18 protein-coding genes and 1 other annotated feature are annotated in these 22,732 nt (G+C 68.2%); of the genes, 8 read left to right on the forward strand and 10 right to left on the reverse strand.

The window, feature by feature from the left end; genetic code table 11:
* Positions 1-33 precede the first annotated feature (33 nt).
* From ABIC70_RS19135 to ABIC70_RS19145, 3 genes are all read right to left on the reverse strand, one after another.
* A complete protein-coding gene (locus ABIC70_RS19135; RefSeq protein WP_354440624.1) occupies positions 34-1,299 on the reverse strand; it encodes a Zn-dependent hydrolase in 1,266 nt (421 codons plus the stop codon).
* Between the two features lie 107 nt (positions 1,300-1,406).
* Positions 1,407-1,868: a tellurite resistance TerB family protein gene (locus ABIC70_RS19140; protein WP_043351693.1), complete on the reverse strand. Its 462-nt coding sequence runs from the start codon at positions 1,866-1,868 to the stop codon at positions 1,407-1,409.
* A 667-nt stretch (positions 1,869-2,535) separates the two neighbouring features.
* Positions 2,536-4,053, reverse strand: coding sequence for a CYTH and CHAD domain-containing protein (locus ABIC70_RS19145; protein WP_354440627.1), 1,518 nt, complete (start codon positions 4,051-4,053; stop codon positions 2,536-2,538).
* A gap of 360 nt (positions 4,054-4,413) precedes the next feature.
* On the opposite strand from ABIC70_RS19145, the gene selB reads away from it, so the two are divergent.
* Positions 4,414-6,351, forward strand: a complete 1,938-nt coding sequence (gene selB, locus ABIC70_RS19150; protein WP_354440800.1) for a selenocysteine-specific translation elongation factor — start codon at positions 4,414-4,416, stop codon at positions 6,349-6,351.
* 44 nt (positions 6,352-6,395) lie between these two features.
* On the opposite strand, the gene ABIC70_RS19155 is transcribed toward selB, so the two are convergent.
* The 3 genes from ABIC70_RS19155 to ABIC70_RS19165 form a co-directional block, all read right to left on the reverse strand.
* Positions 6,396-6,695, reverse strand: a complete 300-nt coding sequence (locus ABIC70_RS19155) for a hypothetical protein (RefSeq protein WP_354440629.1) — start codon at positions 6,693-6,695, stop codon at positions 6,396-6,398.
* 156 nt (positions 6,696-6,851) lie between these two features.
* A complete protein-coding gene (locus ABIC70_RS19160) occupies positions 6,852-7,130 on the reverse strand; it encodes an MSMEG_0570 family nitrogen starvation response protein (RefSeq protein ID WP_043351680.1) in 279 nt (92 codons plus the stop codon).
* Positions 7,123-8,361 carry an MSMEG_0565 family glycosyltransferase gene (locus ABIC70_RS19165; RefSeq protein ID WP_043351689.1) on the reverse strand — a complete coding sequence of 413 codons (1,239 nt, stop codon included), beginning with the start codon at positions 8,359-8,361 and terminating at the stop codon, positions 7,123-7,125. The genes ABIC70_RS19160 and ABIC70_RS19165 overlap by 8 nt, the downstream gene beginning before the upstream one ends.
* A gap of 289 nt (positions 8,362-8,650) precedes the next feature.
* Between ABIC70_RS19165 and ABIC70_RS19170 the strand changes: the two genes are divergently transcribed.
* The 6 genes from ABIC70_RS19170 to hslU all read left to right on the forward strand — a co-directional run bounded on the left by ABIC70_RS19170 (position 8,651) and on the right by hslU (position 17,199).
* Positions 8,651-9,460 (forward strand): SGNH/GDSL hydrolase family protein, encoded by an 810-nt coding sequence (locus tag ABIC70_RS19170; RefSeq protein ID WP_043758336.1) that lies wholly within the window; start codon positions 8,651-8,653, stop codon positions 9,458-9,460.
* A gap of 128 nt (positions 9,461-9,588) precedes the next feature.
* Entirely contained in the window at positions 9,589-10,116 is a 528-nt protein-coding gene (gene hslV / locus ABIC70_RS19175; RefSeq protein WP_043351688.1) for an ATP-dependent protease subunit HslV, read from the forward strand.
* 496 nt (positions 10,117-10,612) lie between these two features.
* The gene (locus ABIC70_RS19180) at positions 10,613-12,301 is read left to right on the forward strand and encodes a methyl-accepting chemotaxis protein (RefSeq protein ID WP_354440632.1); all 1,689 of its coding nucleotides are present in this window, start codon (positions 10,613-10,615) and stop codon (positions 12,299-12,301) included.
* 135 nt (positions 12,302-12,436) lie between these two features.
* Positions 12,437-14,107, forward strand: a complete 1,671-nt coding sequence (locus ABIC70_RS19185; RefSeq protein ID WP_354440634.1) for a methyl-accepting chemotaxis protein — start codon at positions 12,437-12,439, stop codon at positions 14,105-14,107.
* Between the two features lie 64 nt (positions 14,108-14,171).
* Positions 14,172-14,227, forward strand: a sequence feature (sul1 is cis-regulatory element that is thought to sense ions involved in sulfur or methionine metabolism; They are found in Alphaproteobacteria).
* A 60-nt stretch (positions 14,228-14,287) separates the two neighbouring features.
* Entirely contained in the window at positions 14,288-15,784 is a 1,497-nt protein-coding gene (locus ABIC70_RS19190) for a SulP family inorganic anion transporter (protein ID WP_354440636.1), read from the forward strand.
* A gap of 101 nt (positions 15,785-15,885) precedes the next feature.
* On the forward strand, positions 15,886-17,199 hold the full coding sequence (gene hslU, locus ABIC70_RS19195) for an ATP-dependent protease ATPase subunit HslU (protein ID WP_354440638.1): 1,314 nt from the start codon (positions 15,886-15,888) through the stop codon (positions 17,197-17,199).
* A 6-nt stretch (positions 17,200-17,205) separates the two neighbouring features.
* Here hslU and ABIC70_RS19200 read toward each other — a convergent pair whose 3' ends face one another.
* A complete protein-coding gene (locus ABIC70_RS19200; RefSeq protein ID WP_354440640.1) occupies positions 17,206-18,900 on the reverse strand; it encodes an RNA-directed DNA polymerase in 1,695 nt (564 codons plus the stop codon).
* Between the two features lie 125 nt (positions 18,901-19,025).
* Here ABIC70_RS19200 and ABIC70_RS19205 point away from each other — a divergent pair, with 125 nt between their 5' ends.
* Entirely contained in the window at positions 19,026-19,913 is an 888-nt protein-coding gene (locus tag ABIC70_RS19205; protein ID WP_354440642.1) for an EamA family transporter, read from the forward strand.
* 9 nt (positions 19,914-19,922) lie between these two features.
* On the opposite strand, the gene ABIC70_RS19210 is transcribed toward ABIC70_RS19205, so the two are convergent.
* The 3 genes from ABIC70_RS19210 to ABIC70_RS19220 form a co-directional block, all read right to left on the reverse strand.
* Positions 19,923-20,324, reverse strand: coding sequence for a PTS sugar transporter subunit IIA (locus ABIC70_RS19210; protein ID WP_043351658.1), 402 nt, complete (start codon positions 20,322-20,324; stop codon positions 19,923-19,925).
* 175 nt (positions 20,325-20,499) lie between these two features.
* The gene (locus ABIC70_RS19215; protein ID WP_354440644.1) at positions 20,500-20,940 is read right to left on the reverse strand and encodes an HPr kinase/phosphorylase; all 441 of its coding nucleotides are present in this window, start codon (positions 20,938-20,940) and stop codon (positions 20,500-20,502) included.
* Positions 20,940-22,694: a sensor histidine kinase gene (locus ABIC70_RS19220; RefSeq protein WP_354440803.1), complete on the reverse strand. Its 1,755-nt coding sequence runs from the start codon at positions 22,692-22,694 to the stop codon at positions 20,940-20,942. Before ABIC70_RS19220 ends, ABIC70_RS19215 begins: the two co-directional genes overlap by 1 nt.
* Positions 22,695-22,732: the final 38 nt, after the last annotated feature.

Genomic DNA, 22,732 nt, shown 5'->3' on the forward strand with positions numbered 1-22,732 from the left:
CCTGTGCGGCCGGAACCACCAAGCTGCAGGTTTCTAGGTGCGCGGGGCGTTGGCGAGACGGAGCACGGTCTGCAGCAGCACGTCGGCGCCGGCCGCGCAGTCGGCCTGTGTGGCGGATTCGGCCTCGTTGTGGCTGATCCCGTCCTTGCACGGCACGAAGATCATCGCGGCGGGCACCTTGGCGGCGAGGTTGCAGGCATCGTGGCCGGCGCCCGAAATAATTCGGCGCCGCGCATGCCCCAGGCTCTCGGCGGCCGCATCGATCGCCGCCACGATGGCGGGATCGAACGGCACCGGCTCCTTCCGCCAGATCCGCGTCAGCGCGATCTCCAGGCGACGGCGTCCAGCGATCTCGGCGGCCGCCTCGGCCAGGTCCGCCTCCATGGCGTCGAGGGTCGCTGAGCGCGGGTCACGCACATCCACCGTGAAGGCGACCCGGCCCGGCACGACGTTGCGGGACGGCGCCAGGATCGCGGCCTCGCCGATCGTGGCCACGGCAGAGGGCGCGTGCGCCAGGGCGATCCGCTCGGCCGCGAGGGCGAACTCGGAGAGGGCGAGCAGCGCGTCCCGGCGGCGCGGCATCGGCGTGGTGCCGGCATGGCTCTCGAAGCCGGTGATGACGCCGTCGAACCACATGATGCCCTGGCCGCCCTCGACCACGCCGATGGTCTTGCCCTCGGCTTCCAGGATCGGGCCCTGCTCGATATGCAGTTCCACGAAAGCGCCGATCTCCCGCGTGCCGACGGCCTCGACCCCGCGATAGCCGATGGCATCGAGGGCTTCCGCCACCGTCGTGCCGGCGGCGTCGCGCTTGGCCAGGATCTCGTCGGTGGTGAAGTCTCCCGCATAGGCCGCCGAGGCCATCATGGCGGGGGCGAAGCGCGAGCCTTCCTCATTGGTCCAGTTGACCACGAGCAGCGGCGCGTCGGTCTCGATCCCGGCATCGTTCAGGCTGCGCATCACCTCGAGGCCCGCCAGGACGCCGAGGACGCCGTCGAACTTGCCGCCGGTGGGCTGGGTGTCGAGATGCGAGCCGAAGGCGATCGGCTTGCGGGCCATGTCCCGGCCCGGCCGCAGGGCGTATTGGGTGCCCAGCGCATCGACCGACACCGTCAGCCCGGCCGCCTCGCAGGCCTCCCGGAACCAGTCGCGGACCTGGCCGTCCTCGGCCGAGAGCGTCAGGCGGTTGATGCCGCCGGCCGGCGTGCCGCCGAACGCCGCGGTCTCCAGGATCGTCGCCCAGAGTCGCGCACCATCGGCGCGCAGGTTGTGGGTCTTGCTGAGGCTTTTCTCGGCCATGCCGGTTCCTTTCACGGCGGGTCGCCGTGCGACGGGGTCTTTATAGGCGGGCGCGGCCGGCTGGGCAGCGCGTCCGCGCCGAGCAACCGCGATGCCAACCGGATCTGTCAGACCGGCGGGCGTCGGACCGGATTCGCGCGGAGCAGTCCGATCGCGTCGACCCGCAGGGCTACGGCGATCTCGCCGAGGGCGCTCGCCTCGATGTTGCTGATCCCGTCCTGATCGGCGACGTCCGCGGCGATCAGGAAGACGTTCTCGCGCTGGTTCGCGGGGCGCTCGGCGACCGCCGCCACATGGCGCAGATTTTCGGCCCGGCCGAGCCGGGTCCGCGCCCGGGCGATGCCCTCGTAGAGTTCGGTCTCCAGCATCAAAGCGTCGTAGCCCTTCATCAGGACCGGGTCGGCCTTCAGGCCGAGCAGAGCCGCGTCGAATTCCGGACCGGCGACTTCGCCGTCGGCGACGATGACGTTGGCCGCGGCCGAGACCGCCGCGAGCATCAGCGCCTTGTCACCGGCATAGGCCGTCACGGTACGGCCGACATGGCCGAAGAGGTCGCGCAAAAGGCTCATTCGGGACTGTCGGCGGCAAGGTCGGACGTCGGGAGTGATCGGGAGGGATAGCAGACGGCGGCGCGGAGGAAACCCATCCCCGAAGGTCAGCCCATAAAAGGGGGCGGATCCCGAGACCAGACATCCTTCGGCAACATGGCCATGCGAGTTTTTCGGTCGACCGCGTTCCAAAGCGCGGCCGGCGAAATGCGGCTTCAGCGATTCCCCCTCCGCGGAAGCCGTGCACGTCGTCACGCCGCCGGAACGACGTTCGGGTGCCCCCCAGGCCCGCGCTTCGAGCCGGCGGCGGTCTCCCCCGGGCAATACTCCGCCGCTATCGACCGGGCCGGCGGGCGCCGGATCTGTATCCCGCGCCGATAAACGCCCCGGGTCGGTCGGCGCTCCGTCCGTCAAAAAGCGCGTTCCGTGGCTCGGCGCGACGCGGATCGACCCGTTCGGCCTCCGGTACGGTTCGGGCGCTCGCCCCGTCGACGCGGGTCGCCGTTGCGGCGCCGGGCTCCCCCGACGGTCAGAGTTCTCGACGATCCCGAATCCGCCTCTCCGGATCAGACGCCCCCCGGAGACGACGAGATGCCGGGCGCGCAGGGCAGGATGGCCTGCGCGGCACCGCCCTCACGAGGGGCGCCGCGCAGACCCGGCTCCGGCCCGCAGGGCGGCCCGGATCGCGTCAGCGCCAGAACGGCTTGACGTCGAGGAGGTCGGACCGGGCCTCTGCGGCGGCGTCGAGCAGCTTCTGCGCCCCGGGGTCGTCCGGTCCCGGCATCGGCGGGCCGGACAGGCTCTCGGTCATCGACCGGGCCGTCTCCAGATCGTTGAGTGCGCCGAGATGGTCCTGCAGGTCCGAGAGCGCGGCGCCGAACTTCTCCTGCCGGCGGACCGCCTTCTTCTTTCGGTAGAGATCGGCGAAGAACTCGGCACCGTAGCGCAGCTTCTTGGCGGCGATCCGGGCCCGATGGCGGGTATGCGGGTCGAGGTGTCGGAGACCGCGCCCGCGCTTCTTCAGCCGCGACCGCGCCTTGTCGAGCACCTGCGCCGCGAAGTGCCGCCCGTCGACGGCGGCGTCGGGCCCGTCGGCCCAGGACCCCGCCTCGACCCAGCCGGCCAAGTCGATGATGAGCGCGCGCCATCGCGGGCTTTCCAGGGTCGCCATCACGGCCTCGTAGGCGACGGCGCGCTCCGCTTCGGCCCGCTGGCGCAGCGCGTCGAGGCCGGGCTCGTCGGGCCGCTGCTTCGCGAGATCCGGAAGCGTGTCGCTGAGGAACACGTCGAGGTTGCGGGCGTGACCGAATGGCTCGGTGACCTGCTTGATCGAATCGTTGAAGCCCGCGGCCCGGGGATCGGCCTGCAGCATCGGGCCGAACAGCGACAGCGCCGAGCGCAGGCGCCGCAGGGAGACGCGGATCTGGTGCAGGGCCTCGGGCGGGCGCCCCCCCTCCAGGAAAGCGGTCTCGTTGAGGCGCATGTGGCGCAGGCAGGCGCGCGCCACGTGACGGAAGACGTCCCCGGCACTCGCTCCCTCCGGCAGGTCCACCGGCTCGGCCTTAACCACCGCCGGGCCGCGCCCGTCGAGCAGGGCGTAGCCGACCGCGCTCTTCGCGCGCACGCCGAGGCGCAGCGGCACGGTCTCGGCGAGGGACTGGGCCAGGACGAACAGATCGGCCGGGTCGCCGTCCTGAAGTTCCAGCTCGACTTCGCAGAGCGGCGCACGGCCCCGCGCAGTCTCGACCTGGCCCTCGTCCAGGGTGACGAGAATCCGGGACGTGCCCTCCTCCACCGGGATCTCCCGGCGCATCACGACGGTGGAGAAGACCCGCTCGAGAGGGGCGTCGGCCTTGCGCAGGATCCGCTCCGCCGCCGTGTCGGCCCAGGCGGCCGGGTCCGGCGCTTCCCCGGCGATCTCGGTTTCCCACTCGGCCCGGTCGAACAGGCCGACGCCGCCGCTCCCGGCCTTCACGGTCTGGACGTGCCGGCCGCCCTTGGCGCGCACCCGGAGGGTCAAGCCGGCCTCGCGAAGCGCGCCGTCGGGGGTGTCGTAATAGGTGGTGACCAACCGTTCGGGCTCGGCTGTCGCCGCGTGCTTCAGCCGGGGGTGGGACGCGAGCGCCGTCAGGTCCGCACCGGCGCAGTCGAGCTTCAACTCGACCTCGCGGGGTTCCTCGGCGGCGTGGCTCTCGGTGTCGCTCATACGCTCCTCTTGATGACCTGCCTCGCCTAACGATGCACAGATGCCCCTGGGTTGCATCGGCCCCCGAGGCATCGGCATCGGGGCGTGACCGTCCGACGCACCCAATCCACCAAAGGCGGCGGGCCTCCCGGCGTCAAGCAGAGAGCGCGGCACTCCGGCACGGAAGCCCCATGCTGCACTGCGTTAAAAACGCGCTTTCCCGGAACGGCACGACGTGGCAAGACAAATTGTCCACAATCCATCTGCCGCGTACGCCCCCGCCCCGACCGTCCGGCGGCCAACGGCGCCGCAACGCGCCGGCGCGGCGGATTCTCCTTTCGCGCGAGCGGTGCGCCCCGAGTGGACGGCGGCACCGCGGAGATGGTCCGGTCGGTGACTGCATTGAAGACACTCCTCGTCGGCGTGATCGGGCACGTCGATCACGGCAAGACGGCCCTCGTCCGGGCGCTCACGGGCGTCGAGACCGACCGGCTGAAGGAGGAGCGCGCCCGAGGCGTATCCATCGTGCCGGGCTTCGCGCTGCTGGCGTCCGATCGCGGTGAGATCGACCTCGTGGATCTGCCGGGCCACGAGCGGTTCGTCCGCGCCATGATTTCCGGCGCCACCGGCATGCGGGCCGTCCTGCTGGCGGTGGACGCGCACGAGGGCATCAAGCCGCAGACGGTGGAGCATCTGGAGATCGCCCGCCTCATCGGCGTGCGCCGCGGTGTGCTGGCGCTGACCAAGGCGGACCTGGCGACACCCGAGACCGTGGCGGCCCGCGCGGCCGAGATCGCCGCCGCCGCCGCCCGCGCGGGGATCGCGGCCGGTCCGGTCATCGCCACGTCGACCGTCACCGGCGCCGGCCTGCCGGAGCTGTCGGCCGCCCTGTCGGGGCTGCTGGACGAGACGGAGCCCGGCCGCGACGACGGCTTCCCGTATCTTCCGGTGGACCGGGTCTTCTCCCGGCCGGGATTCGGCACCGTCGTCACCGGGACGCTGCGGCGCGGACCGCTCGCGGTCGGCGACACGGTGGAGATCGCGCCCGGCGGCCGCACGGCGGTGGTGCGTGGCCTCCAGATTCACGGACGTGCGGTGGAGCGCGCCCAGCCCGGGCGCCGCACCGCCGTCGCCCTGCGCGGGATCGACCTCGACGAGGTCGCCCGCGGGCAGGCTTTGTCGCCGCCGGGCCTGCTCGCCCCGAGCGCGTGGCTCGACGTGGCGATCACCGCGGCGGCCGGTGCGGACGCCCTGGCGGGCGGCTCGGCCTGTCGCCTTCTGTTCGGGACCACCGAGGTCGAGGCGCGGCTGCGCCTGCTCGACCGTGATGCCCTGGAGCCCGGCGCCAGCACCCAGGCCCAACTCCATCTCGGCGAACCGGTCGCCGTGCCGGCACGGGAGCCTTTCGTGCTGCGGCTCGACTCGCCCTCCGTCACGGTGGCGGGCGGGCGGATCCTCGATCCGGCGAGCCGCCGCCGTCGGCGCCACGACCCGCGGGTCATGGCGGACCTGGCCGCACTCGCGGCAGGCCATGCCGGAGAGGCGATCACGGTCCGCCTCGGTCAGCTGGGCGCGGCCGGGGCACCCCTCACCGAACTCGCCCGGATCGCCGGCATCGCGCCGGAGCGCGCCCGGCAGATTCTCTCCGAAGCGGGCGCCCGCGCGATCGGCGACCGCTACATCGGCGCCGCAGCCTTCGCGGCCCTGCGCAGCGGCACGCTGGCGGCCCTCGCCCACCATCACCGCGACAACCCGATGGATCACGGGATCGCCCTGGAGCGGCTCGCCCGTGCCCTGGCGCTGCCCGAGACGGTGACCGGTGCGGTGCTGCGCGACCTCGCGGCCGCGGGCGCTGTCGCCCAGGCGGGCGCCCTGTGGCGGCGAGCCGAGTTCGACCCGGCCCGCAACGAGAGCGAGGCCGCCCGCCGGCTGGAACAGGTCTTCCGCCGCGCCGGACTCAGCCCGCCCGACGAGGCGGAGGCCATCGGACGCGACGTGCGGCGGCGCGAAGCGCTCACCTACCTCGTGGGCGCCGGCACGGTGATCCGCGCCGTCGACCGGGTCCAGCGCCGCGCCGTCCTGTTCCACCGGGAGGCGGTCGCCACCGCCAAGACCCGCCTCGTGGAGGCCTTCCCCGAGGCCGGGACGCCCGACATGGGCTTCCTGGCCCGGGAAGCGGGCGCCACGCTGGGAATCTCGCGCAAGTTCTCGATCCCCCTGCTGGAGCACCTCGACGCGACGGGCTTCACCCGCCGGGCGGGGGATCGCCGGGTGATCGTGGCCCTCGAACCCGCGCGCGCCGCACCGGACGCGGGCTGACGGCCGCCGGGGCGCTCCAACGACGCCGCGGACCAGTAAGCGGACTAATAATCAGCGCCGAACCAGTCGCCGGCCCCCGGCTCGTAGCAGGTGTAGCCGATCAGGCAGTTCGGGTTGTCGCAGGTCGGACGGAAGGCGCGCTTGGCGATCTCGGTGGGCTCGCAGAACGACCGGTCGCGGACGAACCGGTCGTAGGTCATGCCGCCGGTCCCCAGGACCAGGGCGCCCCGGGCCTGAACGAGGCGGATCGTCTGCTGGCAGGTCATGGCCGTGCTGGACGGCCGCGTCTGCGCCGCGGCGGGTGACGCGGCCAGGACCAGGGCCGCCGCAATCCGGGTCATCATCGCCGACGCCTGTCCTCGTCCCATCGATCCTGCGGACAACCCGCCGGGGACGCTCACCCGTCCTGCGTCGCCTCGCCGCAAGGTCGTTCGTCGCGGACGGCGCTCCCGTCCCCCTGGGGTCCGAAGCCCCGCGGCCGGGCCGATCGAAGCCCGGCGTCAGACCTCGAAGGATTCGACGTGCACGGTTCCCGGCGCCTGCCGGCGCGCGGTTTCCTCGATCCGGGCGAGCTGCGCCTCGGCGCGGCCGCAGGGAAACCCGTAGCGGGCGCGGACGCGCGCGCTGGCGATGCCCAGGGCAAGGCGGCTCAGGGCGACGAATTCCGCGACGGGATAGTCCTGCCCGACCGCGAGGTGCTCCTTGATCACCAGCGAGGGCGCGTAGCAGGCCTCGCGGGTGCCATCCGGCCAGCGGATATGGAAACGCATCTCAGGCATCGCGGGGGATCCGAAGGGTGTTCCAGGCCGCCGCCCCCGTCGCGGCCGGCAGCACCGGCGCGTCCCGGGGCGCCAGTTCCGCGTAGGTCGGCAGGTGGCGCGCGGCGCAGGCGTCCCAGACATGGGCCCGGGCGACCTCCCGGCCGGCATTGCGCAGGCGCCCCCGCCGGCCCGGTTCGAGACTCGCCTCCATGGCCGCCGCGATGGCGCCCGTGTCTTCCGGGTTCACCGACAGGGCCTCGCCGGGGGCGAGATACTCGGTGAAGGGCGGACGGGCGGAGACGATCACCGGCGTGCCGCAGGCCATGGCCTCCAGGACGCACAGGCCGTAGCCTTCCATGAGCGAGGGAAACACCAGGGTATCGGCGATCCGGTAGAGGCTCGGCATGTCTGCCTGGTCCACCGGGCCGGTGCGGATCACCGGACGGCCGGTGCCGACCGCGAGCCCCTCGCGCTCGAGGGCGGCGCAGCAGCGGGCCTCGTATCCCGCATGGTCGAGCAGCGAGGCGCCGCCGGCCACGACGAGCTGCGCGCCGGGATGGGCGCGACGCAGGGCCGCGAAGGCCTCGATCACCGCCAACGTGTTCTTGCGCGCCTCGAACCCGCCGACGCTGAGGAAGACCGGGCCGCCGCCGAGACCGAGGCTTCGACGGAGAGCCTCGTCCTCCGGTCCGGGATCGGGCGTGTAGGTCGCGCTATCCACGCCGGTGCCGACCACCTCGGCCCGGGCGCCGTATTCCACGGCCAGCGTCGCCGCCCAGGTCCGGCTGAGGCAGAGCAGGCGCCCGGCATCGAGGATCGCCCGCTCCTCCCACTGCGCAAGCTGCGCATCCGTAGACGCGTCGATGTGGTGGACGGTGCGCACGAAGCCCGGGATGAGGCGGCGGCGGGTCAACGTGGCGAGGGCGTTGCCGCTGATGCAGCATTGAGCGTGAAACACATCGAAGTCGCAGGCGGCGGGGGTGGAGAAATGGGCGAGGTAGTCGGCGATCCGGGCACCGACCAGCGCGGCAGCCGATCCGCCCACCGGCTTAGCCGCGACCGAGATCGCCGGACATCGCGCCGCGCGGAAGAAGCCGCGTCCGGTCGGATCGGGGGCGTGGACGACCGCCTCGTGGCCGAGCCGGCACAGGGCCTCTCCGAGAGCCAGAGCGTGGGCCACGCCGCCGCGCGGATGGGTCGAGTGCGTGAGGATCGCGATGCGCAAGCGGCCGACCGGGGGACGGTTCATGGAGGCCTCAAGCCGGTCGGGGATCGCGCCCGAAACCCTGACCACGCGCTCCGCCGCCCTCACGGAGATGCGCCCAGCACCGGTCGCATGGTTCATGCCGGATGCGGCAGCATCCTGCCGAAACGTCGCGTCGGCGCCGTTTCGGGGGCCGGCCGGTCGCCAGCCCCAAAAGCCGCCTAATTTTGCGTTACGAATTCAGTGTGTTTTCAAGGTCGGCACGGAACCGCTCTTTTCAGCACCGTGTGTCAGACTGTATCTAACGCTCACGTGAGCCGGAGCCGTCGGTCCCGTGTCCAAGTCGCTGAACACTGCCTTCCCCGCCCGCAAACTGCTGCGCCGTCTGGGCTTGCTCAGCGCCTTGCTGGTCCTGCCGACGGCGGTTCTGGCCTATGCGGACCTCCTGCCCGAATCGCTCGACATGCTGGGTCTCGACCTGCGTGAGAGCCCAGACCTGCCGCACGTCGCCCGTCAGATCGCCATCGGCGCACCGCTGAAGATCGTGGCCTTCGGCTCGTCTTCGACGCAGGGTATCGGCGCGTCGACCCCGGCCAACGCCTACCCGGCCCGCCTCCAGATCGACCTGCGCAAGAAGCTGCACGGAATCGACGTCGCGGTCATCAATCGCGGGATCGGCGGCGAGCACGTCGACGACATGCTGGCGCGGCTCGACCGGGACGTTATCGCGGCCGAACCGCAGCTCGTGATCTGGCAGACGGGCAGCAACGACCCGCTGCGCGGGGTCTCGGTCGAACATTTCCGCGAGGCCACCGTGTCGGCCATCCGCCGGATCCGCGAGGCCGGGATCGACGTGGTGCTGATGGAGCCGCAATGGTGCCCGAAGCTGGAAGCCACGCCGGGCGCCTCCCGCTTCCGTGACGCGGTCCGCAGCATCGGCGACGACCTCGACGTTCCGGTGATCCGCCGTGCCGATCTCATGCACGGCTGGGTGCGCGAGGGTAAGCTGACCACCAAGCAGCTCTTCGCCGCTGACGGGCTGCACATGGCCGATCGCGGCTACGCCCTCCTGGCCGAGGCCGCGGCGCAATCGATCCTGCAGGATGCGGGTCCTGTGCGGAGCTTCGAGCCTGTGGCCGAATAGAGGGCGCCCCACCGCCCCTTCCGGCTGGACTCGGCCGGCGAAGCTCCCCATCTCGGCGCGATCGAGAGCGGAGCCGAACCTTGAGCCAGGATGCATTCAGGTATGAAGACCGGGGCGCGGTGCCCCAGATGCACGCGACCACGATCCTGATGGTGCGCAAGGGCGGCCGTGTCGTCATCGGCGGCGACGGTCAGGTCAGCCTGGGCCAGACCATCGTGAAGGGGAATGCCCGCAAGGTCCGGCGCCTGGCCAAGGGCGCGGTGATCGGGGGCTTCGCCGGCGCCACGGCGGACGCCTTCACCCTGTTCGAACGCCTCGAAGCCAAGCTTGAGCAATATCCCGGTCAGCTGACGCGGGCCTGCGTCGAACTCACCAAGGATTGGCGGACGGATCGCTACCTCCGCCGCCTCGAGGCGATGATGCTGGTTGCCGACCGCGATGTCAGCCTGCTTCTGTCGGGCTCGGGCGACGTTCTGGAACCGGAAAGCGGCGTCATGGCCATCGGCTCGGGCGGCAATTACGCCCTGGCGGCCGCCCGCGCGCTGGAAGACGGAGACCTCGATGCAGAGGCGATCGTCCGGCGCGCCATGGGGATCGCCGCGGAGATCTGCGTCTACACGAACGGCAATCTGGTGATCGAGACCCTCGAAGCCTGATCTCCCGCGGCTGCGGCCTGAGCCGGCGTCGACACCGTACGATCGACGCCGCTTCTCGCACCGTGGCCGCCCGCATCCGGATCGTCGGGGCGCTCATGCCCCGCCGGGGCGGGCTAAGCGGTGCATCCCCATCGCACCCGCAGCGGGCTCTGCCCTGCAGGTCGTATTCGCGTGCAATGAGGAAAAGAAGCGGCTCCAGCCGACTTCATGAGATCCTCTCAATCCTAAATTTTACAATGAAAATTCGACGATCAATCAATTTATTGATGTAAAAACGGTCATATTAGCTAAAATTCGTGCGCTTGATCTACTGCGTTCGAGAGCTTCCGGATCCATCACTGAAATTTGAGCGCCGGGTCCGCCATCTCGCGGCACAGCTCCAGCCGAGATTTACGACGACGACTGCATCGGTAAGGGAATTTTCACGCTGTAAAGTGCATAGTCGGCCCATAATAAGCAAAATTCGTCGCGCAACATGCGCGCTGAGGGCTGAACTATGCGATTGATTAATGACGTCCGCATCGTGACGAAACTGACCGCGGCCTTCGGTAGCTTAGCGGCGGTCACTGTTGGGATCAGTGCGATCGGATACAGTCATCTAACGTCGATCGAGCGGGTCAATCATCTTACGGAGCATACCTACCAGGTCATCTCTGCGCTCGACGGCGTGACGCAGTCGATGCTGAACCAGGAAACGGGGCTCCGCGGCTACCTGCTCTCGGGCGATCCGAAATTTCTGGAGCCGTTCCGCAACGGTCAGAAGGCGTACAAGACGGCGCTGGAGACCGCGCAGACGCTCACGGTGGACAACGCGGCGCAGCAGGCGCGCCTGGCGGCCGTGAACAGCTTGGCCGCGACTTGGTCGAACGACATCGCCCGGAACGAGATCGCCCTCGTCGAGGCGGGCCAGCTCGACGCGGCGCGCCAGATCGAGGCGAGCGGCGCCGGGAAGGCGTCCATGGACGCCCTGCGCGCGAAGCTTGCCGACGCGGACCAAGCCGAGCGGGAGCTTCTCGCGGCCCGCAGCGACGAACAGGGGCGCTCGTTCAGCGCGGCCTATCTGGCCAGTCTTCTCGGCAGCGTGGCCAGCGTCGTCATTGCAGTGCTCCTGGCGTTCCTGGTCTTCGCGATGCTGACCCGCCCGCTCGGCCGGCTCGTCGCGGTGCTCCAGCGGATGGCCCGGGGTGAGATCGAGGCCGAGATCGCGGAGGCCCGACGCGGCGACGAGATCGGCGCGGTCGGGCGGGCCGTGGAGGGAATCAAGACCATGGTCGCCAGGAAGGCGGCCGAGGATGCCGAGATCAAGCGGATCGCCGACACGGCGGCGGCGGCCGAGCGGCGCCGGACCATGATCGAGCTGGCCGACAGCTTCGATCGCGCCGTGGGCGGGATCGTCGGGATGGTGTCGTCCTCGGCCACGGAGCTGCAGGCGACCGCGCGGACCATGTCGGCGACCGCCTCCGAGACGTCGAGCCAGTCGACCACGGTGGCGGCAGCCGCCGAAGAGGCGGCCACCAACGTGAACACGGTGGCGGCGGCGGCCGAGCAGCTGGGCTCCTCGGTCCAGGAAATCGGCCGGCAGGTGGACGGTTCGGCCCATCTGGCGCAGCGCGCCGTCTCGGACGCCGACCAGACCGGCGCCCTGGTCCAGGAGCTGAGCAATTCCGTATCGCGGATCGGCGACGTGGTCGGCCTGATCTCGAACATCGCCGGCCAGACCAACCTGCTGGCGCTGAACGCCACCATCGAGGCCGCCCGCGCCGGTGCCGCCGGCAAGGGCTTCGCCGTCGTCGCCGCCGAGGTGAAGGCGCTGGCCGAGCAGACCGCGAAGGCGACCCACGAGATTTCCGGCCAGATCGCGCAGATCCAGGCGGTGACCGGTCAGGCCGTGACGTCGATCGGCGGCATCACCGAGCGGATCCGGGAGATCAGTGGCGTCGCCACCTCGATCGCCGCCGCAGTCGAGCAACAGGGCGCGGCCACGCAGGAGATCGTCCGGAATGTCGCGCAGGCGGCGGTCGGCGCCGGCGAGGTGACGAGCAACATCTCGGGTGTCGCGGGCGCCGCCGAGGAGACCGGCATGGCGGCCGGCCAGGTGCTCGACGCGGCGTCCGAGCTTTCGCGGCAATCGGAGAAGCTGACCGCCGAGGTCGACCGGTTCCTCGTGAGCGTCCGCGCGGCTTGAGCGGTGCCGCGCAGCGGGCTTCCGGCGACGGAGGCCCGTTCGTCAAAACAAATAATGCCGACGGCGATTAGTTTACGCGGCTTTGACGAATAACCGGCATTTTAGCGCCAATCGAGCCTCTGCGGTTGGATCTCAATGAAAATCGGCGGAAAACTTCTGGGCTTCGTCGGCGCGTGCAGCCTGACGACGCTGATCGTGGCCGGGGTCAGCGTCGCGACGCTGAGAAGCTTCGAGCATTCCCTCACGAGCGTCGAGAACGCCTCGATCCGGGCGCTCGACGCCGCCAACTTCAACCGCCTCGCCGCCGAAGTGACCATGGATTCGCGGGGCGTCTACGCCTCCGCCGACCGGACGGAGGCGGCCAAGTACACCGTCGGCATCCGCAAGGGTCTGGCCGAGATGGACGCGCTCCGGGCGGACTGGGCGCCGCGGGTGACCGAGGCCGAGCGCCCGCTCTTCGACGCCATGGTGCGCAATGCCGAGGCGTTCCGGACCCTGCGCAGCGCCCTCGCGGAGGCTGGCGACACGACCGGCCCCAAGGCGGCCGCCGAACTCGGCTTCAACGACGCCAACCGCGCCAACCGCAAGGTCTTCCAGGCGAGCATCGATGCCCTGGTGAAGCAGGGCCGGACCGAGATGGCGGCGATCAAGTCGGACACCCAGGCGCTGTTCCAGGCGCGGACTCTGCTCCTCCTCGGCCTCGCGCTGGCCGGAACCGCGATCTGCTGCGCTCTGGGCCTGCTCATCGGGCAGCGGCAGATCGCCCGGCCGCTGCGGGCGGTCTCGGAGGCGATCCAGCGCCTCTCGCGCGGCGACCTGACCCTGCCCGCGATCAAGCCGGGGCGCGACGAGATCGGGGCGATCTGGACCAGCATGCAGGTCTTCAGCGACACGATGCGCGAGGCCGAGACCCTCCGGCACGAGCACGAGCGGATGCGGGTCGATACGGCGGCGCGCAAGCGTTCCGAGATGGCCGGGCTCGCCGATCAGTTCCAAAGCAACCTCGGCGGGCTGGTCGATCACCTGGCCGGAGCGGCAGCCGGCTTGGAACGCGCCGCCGCCACCATGGCGGGCAACGCCGATCACGCCGGCACGCAGTCCCAGGCTGTGACCCGCGCCGCCGAGACCACTGCCTACAACGTCGAGGCCGTCGCCGCCGCCACCGAGGAACTCGCCGCGACGGCGAGCGAGATCGGCGTTCAGGTCACGCAGACCTCCACCGCGGCCGAGGGAGCCGTCGAAGCGACGCGGCGGACCCGGACGAGCGTCCAGGCCCTCGCCCGCAGCGCCGAGGGCATCGGGCAGGTCGTCTCCCTCATCTCCACGATTGCCGGCCAGACCAACCTGCTGGCGCTCAACGCGACGATCGAGGCCGCCCGCGCCGGCGAGGCCGGGCGCGGCTTCGCGGTCGTCGCCACCGAGGTCAAGGATCTGGCCACACAGACCGCCAAGGCCACCGAAGAGATCGCCGGGCAGATCGCCGCCATGCGGGCGGCGACCCACGAGGCCGTCGCCGCGATCGAGGAGATCGGCGGCACGATCGAGCAGGTCCACGGCATCGCCCTCGGTGTGGCCGCGGCCGTCGAGGAGCAGCAATTGGCCACGCAGGAAATCGCCCGCAGCGTCTCGGAGGCCGCGAGCGGCACCCGCTCCGTCACCGAGACCATGGCGCTGGTCCTGGGTGCAGCCCGCGAGACCGGCGCGAGCGCCGCGGAGGTGCTGGCGGCCGCCGCCGACATCGCCCGCCGCTCCAACGGGCTGGGGAGCGAGGTGGCGGGCTTCGTGGCGCAGGTCCGGGCGGCCTGACGGTCCCGCCGCCGCGCGCGGATGTTGCATTGCAGCGCGCAGGCCCCTAGGGTCCGCGCATTCGCAAGGACCCGGTGAAAGCCCGGGTGGCTCTTCCGGCCGCCGATCCGCCGGACCACGCATTCGAGACGCGCCATGACCCGCCAGCGACGCGGGCACGCCGCTCGTGCGGAATCAAGCATGTCACTCAGCTCACCCGGACAGACTGGGTTTCTCCGGTCGTGGACATCCAACATCCGCGGCGACACCCTCTCGGGGATCGTCGTCGCCCTCGCGCTGATCCCTGAGGCCATCGGCTTTTCGGTCATCGCCGGCGTCGACCCGAAGGTCGGCCTCTACGCCTCCGTGGTCATCGCCTGCACCATCGCCTTCGCGGGCGGCCGCCCCGCCATGATCTCGGCCGCCACCGCCGCCACCGCCGTCGTGATGGTCGAGCTCGTGCGCGACCACGGGGTGCAGTACCTCTTCGCCGCCACCATCCTGATGGGCGTGATCCAGATCCTGGCCGGCCTCCTCCGGTTGGGCCGGCTGATGCGGTTCGTCTCGCAGTCGGTGATGACCGGCTTCGTCAACGCCCTGGCGATCCTGATCTTCCTGGCGCAGATGCCCGAACTGACCGGCGTCACGCCGGCGACCTACGGGCTCATCGCCCTGGGCTTGGCGATCATCTACGGCGTGCCGCGGATCACCCGCGCGATCCCCGCCCCGCTCATCGCCATCGCGGTGCTGACGGCGATCACCGCGATCTTCCACCTCGACGTCCGCACGGTCGCCCATCTCGGCGCCCTGCCCTCGGCGCTGCCGAGCTTCGCCCTGCCGGACGTGCCCCTCACCTTCGAGACCCTGCGGATACTGCTGCCCTACGCGGCGACGTTGGCCGCGGTCGGCCTGCTAGAGAGCCTGCTCACCGCGCAGATCGTCGATGACCTGACCGACACGGGCAGCGACAAGAACCGCGAATGCATGGGCCAGGGCGTGGCCAACATGGCCTCCGCGGTGTTCGGCGGCATGGGCGGCTGCGCGATGATCGGCCAGTCGGTGATCAACGTCTCCTCGGGCGCCCGCGGCCGCCTCTCGACGCTGGTGGCCGGCGCCTTCCTGCTGCTGCTCCTCGTGGCGCTGCAGGATCTGCTCGCCGTGGTGCCCGTGGCGGCCCTGACCGCCGTGATGATCATGGTCTCGATCAACACCTTCTCCTGGCGTTCCCTGGCCCGCCTGCGGACCAACCCGCTGCCATCCTCCGCGGTGATGCTGGCCACCGTCCTGGTCGTCGTGGCCACGAAGGATCTTGCCATCGGCGTGCTGGTCGGCGTGCTGCTCTCGGGCGTGTTCTTCGCCGGCAAGGTCTCCCGTCTCAACCGGATCACCTCCAGCCTCTCGGCCGATGGCCGGACCCGCACCTACTGCATCACCGGGCAGGTGTTCTTCGCCTCCGCCGGCACGTTCTCCGAGGCGATCGACGTGCTGGAGCCGGTCGAGCGTCTCGTGATCGACGTCAACGAGGCGCATTTCTGGGACATCTCGGCCGTCGCAGCCCTCGACCGGGTGGTGCTGAAGGCCCGCGCCCGCGGGCGCCTCGTTGAGGTCGTCGGCCTCAACGCCGCCAGCTCGACCCTGGTCGAGCGGTTCGGCCAGCACGACAAGCCCGACGTCGCAGCGGTGCCGGCAGCGCATTGAGGCGGCTATCGGCCCACGCGGCGCCCCCTTGCGCGGGGCCGCGCGGGACCCCATTCCCGGCGCGGGGCCGATTTCGGGCCGGGAACAGGGATGGCACAGCGGTGACGACGTTCTCTCCGCGCGAGATCGTGTCCGAACTCGATCGCTTCATCGTCGGGCAACACGACGCCAAGCGCGCCGTGGCGATCGCGCTGCGCAATCGCTGGCGACGCCAGCAGCTGATCGGTCCGCTCCGCGAGGAGGTCGCGCCCAAGAACATCCTGATGATCGGGCCGACCGGGTGCGGAAAGACCGAGATCGCCCGCCGCCTCGCCCGGCTCGCCAACGCCCCGTTCCTCAAGGTCGAGGCCACCAAGTTCACCGAGGTCGGCTATGTCGGCCGCGATGTCGAGCAGATCATCCGTGATCTCGTCGAAGTGGCGATCGGCCTGACCCGGCAGGTGAAGCGCGAGGGCGTGAAGGCCAAGGCCGAAGCCGCGGCCGAGAACCGCCTCCTCGACGCCCTCGTCGGGCCGACCGCCAGCCAGGCCACCCGTGACAGCTTCCGGCGCAAGCTCCGCAACAGCGAGCTCGACGACAAGGAGGTGGAGCTGGAGCTGACCTCCGGCGCCCCCACGGGTATGCCGATGTTCGAGATTCCCGGTGTACCGGGGGCCTCCATGGGCGCGATCAACATCGGCGACATGCTCGGCAAGGCACTTGGAGGCCAGCGCGGCAAGCCGCGCCGGATCCTGGTCCGGGACGCCTATGCGCCCCTGATGGCCGAAGAATCCGATAAGCTCGTCGACGACGAGGCGCTGGTCCGCGAGGCGATCGGCGAGGTCGAGAACAACGGCATCGTGTTCCTCGACGAGATCGACAAGATCTGCGCCCGCGAGGGCCGGTCCTCCGGCGACGTGTCCCGCGAGGGCGTACAGCGCGACCTTCTGCCGTTGATCGAAGGCACCACGGTCGCCACCAAGCACGGCCCGGTGAAGACGGACCACATCCTGTTCATCGCCTCGGGCGCCTTCCACGTCTCGAAGCCGTCCGACCTCCTGCCCGAGCTGCAGGGCCGCCTGCCGATCCGCGTGGAATTGCAGCCGCTGACGGTGGACGACTTCAAACAGATTCTCACCGCGACCGAGGCGAGCCTGATCAAGCAGACGGTGGCGCTGATGGAAACGGAGGGTGTGACCCTGTCCTTCACGGACGACGCGGTGGACGCGCTCGCCCGGGTCGCGGTCGAGGTGAATTCCTCGGTGGAGAACATCGGTGCCCGCCGGCTCCAGACGGTTCTCGAACGGGTGATCGACGAGATCTCCTTCACCGCGACAGACCGTTCCGGCGAGACGGTGCCGATCGACGCAGCCTATGTGCGCGAGCGGGTTCAGGATCTGGCGTCCAACGCCGATCTGAGCCGGTTCATTTTGTAAAGTGCGTTAGTAATCGTCGGCGGACATTTCTCGGATCTTTCTCAAAAAGGTTGAGACCTCCGCCGACGCGATCTTCCGTTGTCTAACGTTATTTTTGATCACACTGCGTGAGTTTCTGACGTTTTTTGTCTGATCATAAAAATATACATTATGGTTGCTCATTTCTCTAAAAAATGGCTCGTTCATCAATGCCTTTCGATCTTGGATCCAACCTAGGCGTATGCCTTCATACATAAGCAGCCAAGACCAGCTTGTTAAAATATCTTGCTTGTCGTGTCGGCTGATCCACTCGTCCTTCGGTAAGGCACGCGCACACAAGCCCTTACTTTGCATATCCAATAAAATGAGCGCGACTACACTAGATGCATAATTCTCAATGTGATCGACAATAATCCTTGAATTTAACCTAATTCTCAATCCGCGCAAAGTATATAAAAGCCAGATAGCCTCGTAGGTGCTACCATTCACCATCGCTATTTCTGCTAAACGCTCGAATCTTTTTCCTATCCGAGAGGTTGACACATTATGAGACGTAAATTGCAGATTTATGATAATTCTGCAAATCCTGTCCATTGAGATCGGCGAAATTACGGCGGCTTTTAGCAGAAATGCTTCCACGATTTCGACATCGGCAGAAAATATTCTCTGCGACTCTATGATCGTTAGAGTGTAGCTCGTAACAGATTCATATGGATATTTTGCCTGGAGCCTGAGCGTCAGCGATAGGAATTCACGGAGACGCGAACCTTTGATCGCACCAGATCTATGAGATAAAAACGCGTTAATTTCTGAGATCCATTCCCCTCCACTTATAGCAATCATTCGATTTACAGTGGTTTTGCTTCCGTTTATTTCAAGACCAAATTCTCTATAAACTTTTGTTATAACTGACAATACGTTTTCTGCCTGCTCGAAGGTATCTGCGCCGACGAGCCAATCATCCTGCAATCTATCAACTCGACCCTCTTCGACACCAGAAACGAGCGAGCCAAAATTGTCATCAATCCGCGAAGAAATGATTTCCGAAATAACACGTGATGTCTCTGGACCAACCGGAATTCCTACCGTTTGATTTCGATTGCTGGCTCTCACTAATGCATCTAATCTGTCGGCCAAGGATCCTTGATACATTCTCAGATTTGACTTGACGCTTTCCTTCCCATAGGCCGCCCACGGAATTGAATGAGTGTATATAGTGGAATAGAAGCGAGATATATCTGTCTTAACAATCCAGTTAGATACTGCCTCGATGTGCCCCTTCTTCGCAAGGTGCACACTGTACTGAATGCCTTTTATTGACCGAGGATAATTTTCAGAAACTTTAATTTTGTCTATCGAGAATTTTTGCCGCCCGAGCCATTTCTGAATGGATCGCCAATTATTTGCGATCTCGTATGTTAGCAACGCCTGAGGAATTGGATGCGTTAAATGTATATCCCGACGCTCATAACCGCGCTTAGGTTTAGATATGACTTCCATATCGGCGTGAGCTAATTCATAGTTAAATGATGAGCTCTTTTTTTTGGCTGTACCAGGCACCTTTCCGGCCGGCTTCGTTTGAAAAACCTCACTCGTTCGCCACGCTTCAATTATAGAAAAAGCGTTTTGACCAAAACTCTCTGAAGTAAATGCTTGCGGCAATTCTTTTGGGAAATATCCCTTTGACAGCATTGACGATAGAATATTATTGAAAGCATTCATATTGTACTCGCAGCCGAGTTGAAATATTAAAAATCAACCACCCTCGTCGATCATTACCTATGCTAAACCTAGAGTGTTAATTAAGTAAGACAGAAAACCTCATCGATATGGATACCGATAGGTAAATGCCCAAGGTAGAGCCACCGATTTTCCATTCCATTTTACCGGTCGCCGCGCTGGTGACCGGCATGGTCTCCCTCCAGAGCGGCGCGACCTTCGCCAAGAGCCTGTTTCCGGCGGTCGGTGCATCCGGGACGTCCGCCCTGCGGGTCGGCTTCTCGGCCCTGATCCTCGTCGCCGTCTGGCGGCCCTGGCGGCGCAGCCTCCCGGCGCGCGAGGCCGGCTGGATCGCCCTCTACGGGACGGCCCTCGGGCTGATGAACCTCCTGTTCTATCTCGCACTGGCACGGCTGCCCCTCGGACCGGCCGTGGCCATCGAGTTCGTCGGGCCGCTGGCCGTCGCTCTGATCGCGTCGCGCCGCCGGTCGGATTTCCTGTGGATCGGCGTGGCGGTCACCGGACTCGCGCTGCTCCTGCCGATCTCCGGTCAGGACGGACTCGATCCGATCGGCATCCTGCTCGATCTCGGCGCGGCCCTGTGCTGGGCGCTCTACATCCTGTTCGGACAGCGCGCGGGGCGGATCGACGGCGGCCAGGCCGTGTCCCTCGGCATGTTCACGGCGGCCATCGTGGTGGCGCCCTTCGGCCTGTCGGAGGCCGGACCGGCCCTGCTCAACCCCGGCATCCTGGCCGCAGGCCTTGGCGTGGCGGTGATGTCGAGTGCCCTGCCCTATTCCCTGGAGATGTTCGCGCTGCGCCGGCTCGACCGGAAGAGCTTCGGCGTCCTGATGAGCCTGGAACCCGCCGTGGCGGCCTGCGCCGGCCTCGTTCTCCTGGGGGAGCGAATCAGTCCCATCCAATGGCTGGCGATCGGATTGGTGATCGCGGCCTCCGTGGGAATCACCGTGAGCACGCGGCGGACGGCCCCGACCGCGGCCGTACTGGAAGCCTGATCGTGAAGACTACTTCCCCGCCAGAACCCGCGAGGCGACGTTGATGTATTTGCGGCCCGCTTCCTGGGCATGAAGCACGGCGTCGCCGAGCTTCTCCTCGTCGCGGACGCTGGCCAGCTTGATCAGCATCGGCAGGTTGATGCCCGCCACGACCTCCACCGAGCCGCCGTTCATGCAGGACAGGGCGAGGTTCGACGGCGTGCCGCCGAACATGTCGGTGAGCACGACCACGCCCTCACCGGTATTCACCCGACAGACCGCGGACATGATGTCCCGCCGTCGCAATTCCATATCGTCTTCCGGCCCGATCGTGATCGTCTCGATCTGATCCTGCGGGCCGACCACGTGCTCCAGAGCGGCCTTGAACTCGGTCGCCAGTAGCCCGTGAGTTACGAGCACCATGCCAATCATCGACACGTGTTCCAACGTCCTGTGAATGCCGCCATGTTGTGCATCGCACAGCCCCCCACAAGGCGAACGCGACTTTTATGCCCGGACATTTCCGCGATCATGCCACGGCCGCAGCGGCTGCGCCATGGGGGTATACCAGTCTTAGGCGAATCGAACCGCCTGTGCGGCTGCGAAGTCACGGCCGATGCTTTCGCAGTGCCGCACGGATGAGCAGCGGCGCGAGGCCGGCGGCGCGCACGCCCCGGTCGAGAACGAGGCGCGGCAGGGTCAGGCCGAGGAGCGCCGCCGCCTCGGGGGGCTCCGGCAGGCGCGGTGCCGTCTCCACGAGATCGACGGCGAGGTCCAGAACCACCTCCGGGCGGAACGGGATGCCGAGCTCGGCCATGGGCAGGATCCCCTGCCCCCGGATCTCGACTCGTCCGGCGAGGCTCGGATGGGGACAGGCCACGAGTCGCCCTTCGCGCACCGTACAGACGACGCGGTCGTCGGCCACGAAGGCCCCGTCGGCCGCGTTGGCGAGCAGGAGCGCGAGACTGGATTTGCCGGCGCCCGACGGGCCGCGAATCAGGATCCCGGTCTCGCACAGCGCGATACAGGCGCCGTGAAGGGTGACCATCAGGCGTGGAGTTGCCGCGGGGCCGCCGGCAGGCGGACCACGAAGCGGGCGCCACGCACGGTGGGCTCGCCATCCTCATCCGGGGCGCCGGGCCGGTTCTCGGCGCGGATCGTGCCGCGATGGGCCTGGACGATCTGGCGGGAGATCGACAGGCCGAGCCCTGAATTCTGGCCGAAGCCCTGCTCGGGCCGGTCGGTGTAGAAGCGCTCGAAGATCCGCTCCAGGGCATGCTCCGGGATGCCCGGACCCTCGTCCTCGCAGATCATCTCCACCTCACCGCGCACCCGGCGCAGCACCACCCGGACCTTCGCGTCGCTCGGCGAGAACGACCGAGCGTTGTCGAGGAGGTTGTTGACCACCTGGCCGAGCCGGCTGTCGTGGCCGATGATCGTGAAGGGCGCGTCCTGCTCCGATCCGATCGATTCGATGTCGAGCTGGATCAGGCAGTCCTTCGGGCGCCGCCGCTCGTTGGCCACGGAGACGACGGTGGTGAGAAGCCGCCGGAGATCCACGCGCCGGGCTTCGGCGCGCGCGAGTTCCGCATCGAGCCGCGAGGCGTCCGCGATGTCGCTGATCAGCCGGTCGAGGCGCTTCACGTCGTGCTGGATGATCGCCATCAGGCGGCCGCGGGATTCGTCGGTCTTGGCGAGGGGCAGGGTCTCCACCGCGCTGCGCAGCGACGTGAGCGGATTTTTCAGCTCGTGGCTGACATCGGCCGCGAAGCTCTCGATGGCGTCGATCCGCCGGTAGAGCGCCTGGGTCATGTCGCGCAGGGCGCCGGACAGATGGCCGATCTCGTCGGTCCGCTCGGTGAAATCGGGGATCTCCTCGCGGGTCTTGATGCCCATCCGGACCTTCTCGGCGGCCTCGGCGAGGCGGCGCACCGGCCCCGCGATGGCGCCGGCCAGCAGGAACGACAGCACCACCATCACCGCCGAGGCGACGAGGAAGACCTGGAGCAGGCCGAACCGCTCCGAGGCGATGACCCGGTCGATGGCGTCGCCCTGGGTCGAGATCAGCAGGGCGCCGCGGACCGAGCCGGCCCGGTGGATCGGCACCGCCACCGACACGGTGGTCTCGCCGAGCTTGTTGCGGCGCACGAGGCTGCCGCGGTTGCCGCCGAGCGCCGCCTGGACCTCCCGGAGGGAGTGGCCGTTCACCGGCCCGGTCTCCTCGGCGGTCTCGGTCCGGCTGCGGAACAGGCCGCCGAGCTTCGCCTGGATCGTCTCGAAGGCGGATTCGAGCATCCCGGGCTTGTGGGGCTTGGGCTCCAGCGGATCGGGCCGGCTGGCGTCGCCGCGCTTGAACAGGGTGCGGGTGTCGAACAGGAGGCCGCCCTCCTGATCGTAGACCCGGGCGCGGTTGCCCGTCGGCGTCACGAGGCGCGACAGGAGCGGCGCCACCTTCTCGGGGTTGAGCGAGAAGGCGAGCGGCTGCGATTCCTCCTCCGCCGCCTCGCCGGCCTGCTGCTGGAGCAGCTTGTCGGGATCGATGCGGATCGTGTCGGTGTCCACCGACGCCGAGGCGGCGATCGCCCCCGCGATGATCTCGCCCTGAATGGCGAGGCTCTGGATCCGGGCCTGGATCAGGCCCTGGCGGAACTGGTTCAGGTAGAGGAACCCGACGAGCAGCGCGATCAGCCCGACGAGGTTGAGGACGACGATGCGGCGCGTCAGGCTCGACGAGGCGCGCTGGCCGATCGCGTCCCACACGGCGCGGGGCAAGCCGAGCGGTCGGGACAGAATCTGGGCCAGGGAGGCGCGGGGCGGGGCATCCTCGGTCTGGGGCTGGG

The organism is Methylobacterium sp. 1973 (assembly GCF_040545035.1).
GTDB lineage: Bacteria > Pseudomonadota > Alphaproteobacteria > Rhizobiales > Beijerinckiaceae > Methylobacterium > Methylobacterium fujisawaense.

What these genes read in the sequence shown, in the direction of transcription:
- ABIC70_RS19135 (WP_354440624.1), bottom strand. Translation starts at nt 1,299, where the DNA reads ATGGCCGAGAAAAGCCTCAGCAAGACCCACAACCTGCGCGCCGATGGT.
- ABIC70_RS19140 (WP_043351693.1), bottom strand. Translation starts at nt 1,868, where the DNA reads ATGAGCCTTTTGCGCGACCTCTTCGGCCATGTCGGCCGTACCGTGACG.
- ABIC70_RS19145 (WP_354440627.1), bottom strand. Translation starts at nt 4,053, where the DNA reads ATGAGCGACACCGAGAGCCACGCCGCCGAGGAACCCCGCGAGGTCGAG.
- selB (WP_354440800.1), top strand. Translation starts at nt 4,414, where the DNA reads ATGGTCCGGTCGGTGACTGCATTGAAGACACTCCTCGTCGGCGTGATC.
- ABIC70_RS19155 (WP_354440629.1), bottom strand. Translation starts at nt 6,695, where the DNA reads ATGATGACCCGGATTGCGGCGGCCCTGGTCCTGGCCGCGTCACCCGCC.
- ABIC70_RS19160 (WP_043351680.1), bottom strand. Translation starts at nt 7,130, where the DNA reads ATGCCTGAGATGCGTTTCCATATCCGCTGGCCGGATGGCACCCGCGAG.
- ABIC70_RS19165 (WP_043351689.1), bottom strand. Translation starts at nt 8,361, where the DNA reads ATGAACCGTCCCCCGGTCGGCCGCTTGCGCATCGCGATCCTCACGCAC.
- hslV (WP_043351688.1), top strand. Translation starts at nt 9,589, where the DNA reads ATGCACGCGACCACGATCCTGATGGTGCGCAAGGGCGGCCGTGTCGTC.
- ABIC70_RS19180 (WP_354440632.1), top strand. Translation starts at nt 10,613, where the DNA reads ATGCGATTGATTAATGACGTCCGCATCGTGACGAAACTGACCGCGGCC.
- ABIC70_RS19185 (WP_354440634.1), top strand. Translation starts at nt 12,437, where the DNA reads ATGAAAATCGGCGGAAAACTTCTGGGCTTCGTCGGCGCGTGCAGCCTG.
- ABIC70_RS19190 (WP_354440636.1), top strand. Translation starts at nt 14,288, where the DNA reads ATGTCACTCAGCTCACCCGGACAGACTGGGTTTCTCCGGTCGTGGACA.
- ABIC70_RS19200 (WP_354440640.1), bottom strand. Translation starts at nt 18,900, where the DNA reads ATGAATGCTTTCAATAATATTCTATCGTCAATGCTGTCAAAGGGATAT.
- ABIC70_RS19205 (WP_354440642.1), top strand. Translation starts at nt 19,026, where the DNA reads ATGCCCAAGGTAGAGCCACCGATTTTCCATTCCATTTTACCGGTCGCC.
- ABIC70_RS19210 (WP_043351658.1), bottom strand. Translation starts at nt 20,324, where the DNA reads ATGATTGGCATGGTGCTCGTAACTCACGGGCTACTGGCGACCGAGTTC.
- ABIC70_RS19215 (WP_354440644.1), bottom strand. Translation starts at nt 20,940, where the DNA reads ATGGTCACCCTTCACGGCGCCTGTATCGCGCTGTGCGAGACCGGGATC.